The organism is Arthrobacter sp. 05T423 (assembly GCF_056396245.1).
Genome location: NZ_JBFTLC010000045.1, coordinates 23011 through 29010 on the forward strand (window position 1 = coordinate 23011; position 6000 = coordinate 29010).

Consider the following 6000-nt stretch of genomic DNA (forward strand, 5'->3'; position numbering starts at 1 on the left):
TCGGCCTCGTAATTCCGGCCGCTTCTCCCCGTTCATCGAACGCCGATAACCGCGTTCCGTCATTCTGACCGAAGCCCCGCCCACTCTGGAATCGTGTGCCGCTCGGCGGCCCCTGCGCCGTGCAGCCAGCGTCAGCTGTTTGCGGAGTCTGGGCCATCGCGCAGGGGCGTGGTGACAGCGGGCGGACTGAGCGGCGCCCGGCAGGGCGGTGCGCTTCACTCGACGGTGCTCAAAGTGGCAAAAATAAGGGTGTGCACAATGTGCACGCCGTGGGTTCGGATTCGGTTGTGTTTTGTCTCGGGACATCGGTGACAGTTCTGCATCAGGACATCGGTGACACTGTCAAGGTTCGGTGGGGACACTTCTGCCGTCTGATGGGTGGATGAGTGGAGTTGAACCTGTTGATCCTCGTGTCCGGTTAGCGGTCTCGCGGTGGCCGGATGACGCGCCCCGTGGTGCTGTGACCTCGTTCTGTGCCGAGCATGGCATCTCGCCTAAGACGTTCTACGTGTTACTGGGCCGGGCCCGGACTGAGGGCCCCGCTCCGGCGTTGGAACCGCGGTCCCGCCGGCCGCGCACGAGCCCGTCCAGGATCAGTGATGAGGTCAAGGAGCAGGCCTGCCAGGTGCGGGCGGCGTTGGAGCGCTCGGGCCTGGACCACGGACCGATCAGCGTATTCGAGAAATTGAAGGCCATGGGCCTGGAACCAGTGCCGTCGGTTCCGTCGCTGCCGGGATCTTCCTTCACGCCAAAGTAGACCTGCCAGTTGCAGGAGACTTGGGCGGTAGGTAGAACGAGGCGTCCATGACGCCGGCTCGTGCGTTGTCCCCGGTTCCGAGCGCCGTGTACCGGAACTCTTCGGTATCGCTCATGATGCTGGTGTCCCCACCCGAAGACCTTTTGGTGATACGCCCACTCTATGGGCGCGTGACCAGGGTTTGCGGGTGTCACGGCTCGCATCGCTTTTCCGTGAACCCATTGACAACCCCTCCTCCATTACAAATACTTAGGCCTGTGCCTAAGTATCACGAGGAGCTCGACTCCGTGCTCCGCGCTCTCGCGGATCCCACACGCCGAGCCGTCGTGGAGCGATTGGCGAAGTCCCCCGCCGTCGTGACCGAACTGGCGGCACCGTTCGAGATGGCGTTGCCCTCGCTCATGCAGCACTTGCGCGTCCTCGAGAGCGCCGGAGTGGTCACCTCGGAGAAACACGGACGCTTCCGCACCGTGAGCCTGCGCCCGGGTGCCTTCGACGTTCTGCACCTGTGGCTCGGCGGGCAGCGAACACCCGCAGAACACCAAGCCGACCGGCTTGGCATCCACCTGACCCTCACTAACCCGAAGGAAGTCTGATATGACCCGCGTTCGCATGGACCTCTTCAGCTCATTGGACGGATATACGCCAGCCGACCCGACGCCCGATAATCCTATGGGGAGGGATTGGGGGCGCCTGACGAAGACGTACGGCGCGACCCGAACGTTCCGGGAGAAGGTATTCGGCGATACGAGCGGCGCTGGAACGACCGGCGTCGATGATCGATACGCCGTCGCGTTTTTCGAGGGCGTCGGTTCCGAGATCATGGGAGCGGGCATGTTCGGGCTCCACGCATTTCCAGATGACCCGGACTGGAAAGGCTGGTGGGGCGACAACCCGTCGTTCGGGACCCCGGTTTACGTCCTTACCCACACCGCACCGCGTCCGTCGATCCCGATGGAGGGTGGCACTACGTTCCACTTCCGCAGCACAGCAATTGAGGACGTGCTCGCGGAGGCGGCCGAGGCCGCCGGGAACCTGGACGTACGAGTGGGCGGTGGCTACGGCACCGCGCGTGACTTCCTGCGCGCCGGCCTGGTTGACGACTTGCACCTCACAGTGGCCCCGATCTTCCTCGGCCGGGGCAACCGGCTGTGGGATGACCTGCGCGCCTTCGAACAGACCCACCAAGTAACGACGGAAGTGGCCGAAAGCGGCACGATCCACGTCACCCTGACGCGATAGGAACGTACTTATGACAATCGAACGACGACTCGCCCATTCTGGATTCACCCTGACCCGCGACTACCCAGCATCTGTCGAGCGCGTCTGGGGCGCGTTCGCTGACGAGAAACAGAAGCTGGGCTGGTGGGGCGGCGGCGGCAACATGGAGGCCCGCGACTGGGCCTTCGACTTCTGCGTCGGCGGGCGGGACGTCGTTGAGGGCAAATTTCACAGCGGTCCAGTCTCTCGGTACGAGGCCACATACACCGACATCGTCGAGCACAACCGCATCGTCACGACGTACGACATGTGGCTCGACGGGATCCACACGTCGACGTCGGTGGCGTCGTTGGAGTTCGAGCCGATCGATGGGGGCACTCGATTCACCCACGTCGAGCACGGTGTCTTCTTCGACCAGTTCCGGGCTGACAGCGACGTCCGCGAGAAGGGCACCAGGGGTCTGCTCGAGGCTCTAGGCAACTACCTCGCGTTGGGCCCCTAGCGCACCTGTCAGCGGCTGCTCACGCGCTCCAACGCCGGAAACTGGTTCAATCTCCGCCACCGAGCCGCCGCACACGTCCGCGAAAATCACCCACCCCCGTGGCAATCAGACCCTGGGCGGATCCTCTGGAGAAACTATGTTTGAAACAGTCGTGCGAGGCGGGGTCGTCTTGAAGCCACTTGAGACATGGCATGCCGGCGAGTTTGCCGAGCATATGAGCAGGGCAAGAGACCATATCCGGCCGTGGGTCGGACCGACGTTTGTCACCGACACCGTCGACGGTGCCCGCGCTACCCTTCAGCGTTACGCCACAGCCACCGCGAACGATGGAGCGCGCATCTATGGCCTCTGGGACGAAGGCAAGATCGTTGGAGGCGTGATGTTCGTCGCGTTTGACCCCGTCTGGGGCATTTGCGAGGTCGGTTGCTGGCTCGAACCCGATGCTGTCGGGGGCGGCCTCATCACCCGGTCAGTCGGACTCCTCATGGAGTGGGCCTTCTTAGAGCGGGGGATGTCTCGCGTTGAATGGCGGTGCCGCACCGACAACGACCGCAGTGTTGCTGTCGCGCGGCGACTGGGTATGCGTTCGGACGGGGTTCTTCGCAGTAGCTGGGTCTACGACGGGAATCGTTACGACAAGGAGGTATTTTCAATACTTCGCGCCGAATGGATGAGCACACGACCTGTTATCGCTCAATGACAGACGCCGCCCCGACGACGGCCTCCGCTCTGAACGCTCGTCGGATCCGAGGCTAGGTGCTCTCTTGCGGGATGGCCTGCGACGCGATCGACCCTGCGGGGAGGGCACGGCTCGCGCACGTCAGCGGAACGATCCGACGGGCTCTACATCCCCTAGACATCCCAGCCGTGAATCGGGCGCCGGCGAATCAATTCGGAGCGCTCGGCAAGTGACAGAAACGGCCCTGTCCTGATGCCAAAGGCCTCTCCCCGGCCCAAATCAAGAGCCGATCTCGTACCTTTCGTCAAGTAGGTGGCCGTTCAGCGGTGGGGACAGTAGCTGCCGGCAATCGTCGCTGACGTCGCCGCACGCGTCAATGGATCAACCAGTTCGTCCGGTCGGCTCACTACCTACCAGGTGTTTCGAGAGGTGGGATCGAATATATGTTCTATAACTGGTCGCGTGATAAGGGACGGTTCGCCGGACGACGTAGAGCGGATGATGGCTCGTATGGACGCCGACGAAAGCCAGCCAGGCTGGACGGGTCCTGGCCGCTCGTATCGGATCGGCTACTCAGTGACCGGCGGACCGTCGGCGGAGTAAAGGCCGAACCGTGGTCCCGTCTGGTCCGTCCTGCTTGGAGACGGCGACAGGGACCACTCCGCGGCGAGCGTGCCCAGCCCTGCCGGAGCGCCGAGTTCTGGTCCCGCGCTCGCGGAAACAGCCAAAGCTCCCCAGGGTCGCGCCGGCACACACCCGGTCACGGGACCGTGTCAACCAACGGCTTTCTCGACGAGCGCTCGAATCCTGGCCTCCGTCGCAGCATCCAGCGAGGTGATGGTCCACGCGACGGGGTGCATGTGGGCGCCCTCCTCTCGTGCGGGGTTCACAACTTCGCCAAAGCCGAACGCGATGAAGTCCTTATCCGGTTTGATGTAGCAGATGTCCTTGCCGTCCTTCACATAGAACGGGAGTCCCCAGCGGACGATCGGCTCTAACGAGGGCGCACTCTCCCGTATGATGCGATGCAGACGTTCCCCAATCTCCCGGTAGTGTGCGGGAGCTTCGCTGAGTTTGGTGAGAACGGCCGCGTCACCCTTCTTCGTGAACATCGTGTTTACGCCTCCTTCAAATCGTCGTCAGCCACGTGTTGTAGCCGGCCTCGTGCGCCCGTGGACCACCGTGGGCGTCTGCGACCGGCGACGGTGCCTAGCCTACGTCGCCGGCCGGAGGCAGTCGAGGCATCCGAGGCAATCGAGGCAGACCGCGATCCGGCTCTTCGTGGCCGGCGATAATGCGCTCACAACCGGCGAAGCGCAACTCGGGATCCTGCGCCCCCGTGTCATAGCCAACCGGGATCAGATCACCTTTCGAGCGTATGTCGCCTGGGACCGTGAGCGCGACGTCGTTGATACGGCAGGCTCGCCATGGACGAAGCAGTGGAGCGAATCTTGGCCGCTGCGGGCAGCGCGACATCGCCAACGACGTGAACTGTGACGCCCGCAAGCGGATCGTCCTACGGGCCCGCGTGCGAAAATGCTGGCATGCTGTCCCCGCAGACACTGAGCGAAGCGGATCGCCGCCTCGTCGCAACGTGGGCGGCGGACTGTGCTGAGCGGGTCCTGGTCTTGTTCGAGACGGAGGCCCCGACAGACGGTCGACCACGTGATGCTATCGCTCGTACTCGGGCGTTTGCTCACGGTGAACTTGATGCCGCCGGTGAGAGTCGCCGGCGCTTCGTTGCTGGCCGGGGCGCCCAAGCAGTGACCTCTCCTGCAGCTGTGGCGGCCGCCCGGGCTGCTGGACAAGCTGCCGGCGTCGCGCACATGGGTGCGCACGCTCTCGGCGCAGCCGCCTACGCCGCGAAAGCGGCCGGGCTTGCCGCTCCGGATCAGCCCACAGCCGTCTCCGACGAGATCGCCTGGCAACTTGAGCACATGAATGCTCAGGTGAGGGCGGCACTTCAGCAGTTGCCACCACTTGGTGAGGACTCCGGTGGCCCGCTCGGTTCCGGACTTCTCACGTCGGGCCTTCTTGGGTCAATCATTCGGAAGATTCAGGACAATATCTCGCCAAAGTAGGGTTTCTGGCAGGCGATTCTGCCACTGCACGAACCCAAGGTCCGCGTGCGCAGCTTTCCGAGCTCGCCCTAGGCACGGACCTGACAGAATGGATGGCCGCTGGGATCCGCATAAACACGGAAAGCCCCGGTGCCGCCGGTGAGACGCGTGCCTCCGAGCCGGAGGACTCCCGCCTCGCCGACATCGAAGTCGTCGACTTTCACATCCACGTGCATCGGTTGCGGATGTTCAGCATCGGGCCACTGTGGCTTGATGAGCTTGTCCACTCGCTCGAAGGCGACAGCAGACTGGTCGGCGGGGTCGCCGAGCGAAATAAAGTCCGCATCCTCCAGCACTCGGATCATCCCCAGCAACTCCGCCTCGGCGGTTAGACCGTCGCTCAGTAAAGTAAAGCCAGGACCGCGATTTCACGGAGCCTAGAGCATTTGGGTTCTTTCCGTGGGCGCTTCCCTCTTCTGCCCTCGATGGAGCCCATCTTCGGAACGTTTGAGGTCAGCCGAAGTCTGCGGCAAGGCGTTCCTTCACGCTGTCCGGCATGGTGGAGCAGGCGTCGTCGTTCCCCAGAGTGTCCGCGTGGTCGCTGGCAGTGTCGGTGATGCCGACGGTTGCCGCTGCTGCCTTCCATCCGCCCATGCCGTCAAGTTGCTGGGGCACCCACACGTTGGCCGCCCCGTTGATCAGATCCCATGCCTTCCGGTTGGCGTTCGGACCCAGGTCGATGCCGCCATCGGGCGCTCGGCGCACCAGGTCTGGCAGCGGC

General features: G+C 63.7%; 8 protein-coding genes and 1 pseudogene. 6 read left to right on the plus strand and 3 right to left on the minus strand.

The annotated features are described in order from the left end of the window. The first annotated feature begins 382 nt into the window (after positions 1-382). The 5 genes from AC1DFE_RS22295 to AC1DFE_RS22315 all read left to right on the plus strand — a co-directional run bounded on the left by AC1DFE_RS22295 (position 383) and on the right by AC1DFE_RS22315 (position 3180). Entirely contained in the window at positions 383-757 is a 375-nt protein-coding gene (locus AC1DFE_RS22295; protein ID WP_476908030.1) for a helix-turn-helix domain-containing protein, read from the plus strand. A gap of 257 nt (positions 758-1014) precedes the next feature. Further along, entirely contained in the window at positions 1015-1353 is a 339-nt protein-coding gene (locus AC1DFE_RS22300; protein WP_476908031.1) for an ArsR/SmtB family transcription factor, read from the plus strand. Position 1354: 1 nt separating this feature from the next. Continuing rightward, positions 1355-1999, plus strand: a complete 645-nt coding sequence (locus AC1DFE_RS22305; RefSeq protein ID WP_476908032.1) for a dihydrofolate reductase family protein — start codon at positions 1355-1357, stop codon at positions 1997-1999. A gap of 10 nt (positions 2000-2009) precedes the next feature. Then, positions 2010-2480, plus strand: a complete 471-nt coding sequence (locus AC1DFE_RS22310) for an SRPBCC domain-containing protein (protein ID WP_476908033.1) — start codon at positions 2010-2012, stop codon at positions 2478-2480. Positions 2481-2616: 136 nt separating this feature from the next. Further along, entirely contained in the window at positions 2617-3180 is a 564-nt protein-coding gene (locus tag AC1DFE_RS22315; RefSeq protein WP_476908034.1) for a GNAT family N-acetyltransferase, read from the plus strand. 752 nt (positions 3181-3932) lie between these two features. On the opposite strand, the gene AC1DFE_RS22320 is transcribed toward AC1DFE_RS22315, so the two are convergent. Next, positions 3933-4271 carry a DUF1801 domain-containing protein gene (locus tag AC1DFE_RS22320; RefSeq protein ID WP_476908035.1) on the minus strand — a complete coding sequence of 113 codons (339 nt, stop codon included), beginning with the start codon at positions 4269-4271 and terminating at the stop codon, positions 3933-3935. A gap of 432 nt (positions 4272-4703) precedes the next feature. Between AC1DFE_RS22320 and AC1DFE_RS22325 the strand changes: the two genes are divergently transcribed. Beyond that, positions 4704-5240: a putative immunity protein gene (locus AC1DFE_RS22325; protein WP_476908036.1), complete on the plus strand. Its 537-nt coding sequence runs from the start codon at positions 4704-4706 to the stop codon at positions 5238-5240. A gap of 68 nt (positions 5241-5308) precedes the next feature. On the opposite strand, the gene AC1DFE_RS22330 is transcribed toward AC1DFE_RS22325, so the two are convergent. Then, positions 5309-5584, minus strand: coding sequence for a VOC family protein (locus tag AC1DFE_RS22330; RefSeq protein ID WP_476908037.1), 276 nt, complete (start codon positions 5582-5584; stop codon positions 5309-5311). A 148-nt stretch (positions 5585-5732) separates the two neighbouring features. Then, positions 5733-6000, minus strand: a pseudogene (locus AC1DFE_RS22335) (transglycosylase domain-containing protein); the annotation flags it as partial.

What these genes read in the sequence shown, in the direction of transcription:
- AC1DFE_RS22295 (WP_476908030.1), top strand. Translation starts at nt 383, where the DNA reads ATGAGTGGAGTTGAACCTGTTGATCCTCGTGTCCGGTTAGCGGTCTCG.
- AC1DFE_RS22305 (WP_476908032.1), top strand. Translation starts at nt 1,355, where the DNA reads ATGACCCGCGTTCGCATGGACCTCTTCAGCTCATTGGACGGATATACG.
- AC1DFE_RS22310 (WP_476908033.1), top strand. Translation starts at nt 2,010, where the DNA reads ATGACAATCGAACGACGACTCGCCCATTCTGGATTCACCCTGACCCGC.
- AC1DFE_RS22315 (WP_476908034.1), top strand. Translation starts at nt 2,617, where the DNA reads ATGTTTGAAACAGTCGTGCGAGGCGGGGTCGTCTTGAAGCCACTTGAG.
- AC1DFE_RS22320 (WP_476908035.1), bottom strand. Translation starts at nt 4,271, where the DNA reads ATGTTCACGAAGAAGGGTGACGCGGCCGTTCTCACCAAACTCAGCGAA.
- AC1DFE_RS22325 (WP_476908036.1), top strand. Translation starts at nt 4,704, where the DNA reads ATGCTGTCCCCGCAGACACTGAGCGAAGCGGATCGCCGCCTCGTCGCA.
- AC1DFE_RS22330 (WP_476908037.1), bottom strand. Translation starts at nt 5,584, where the DNA reads ATGATCCGAGTGCTGGAGGATGCGGACTTTATTTCGCTCGGCGACCCC.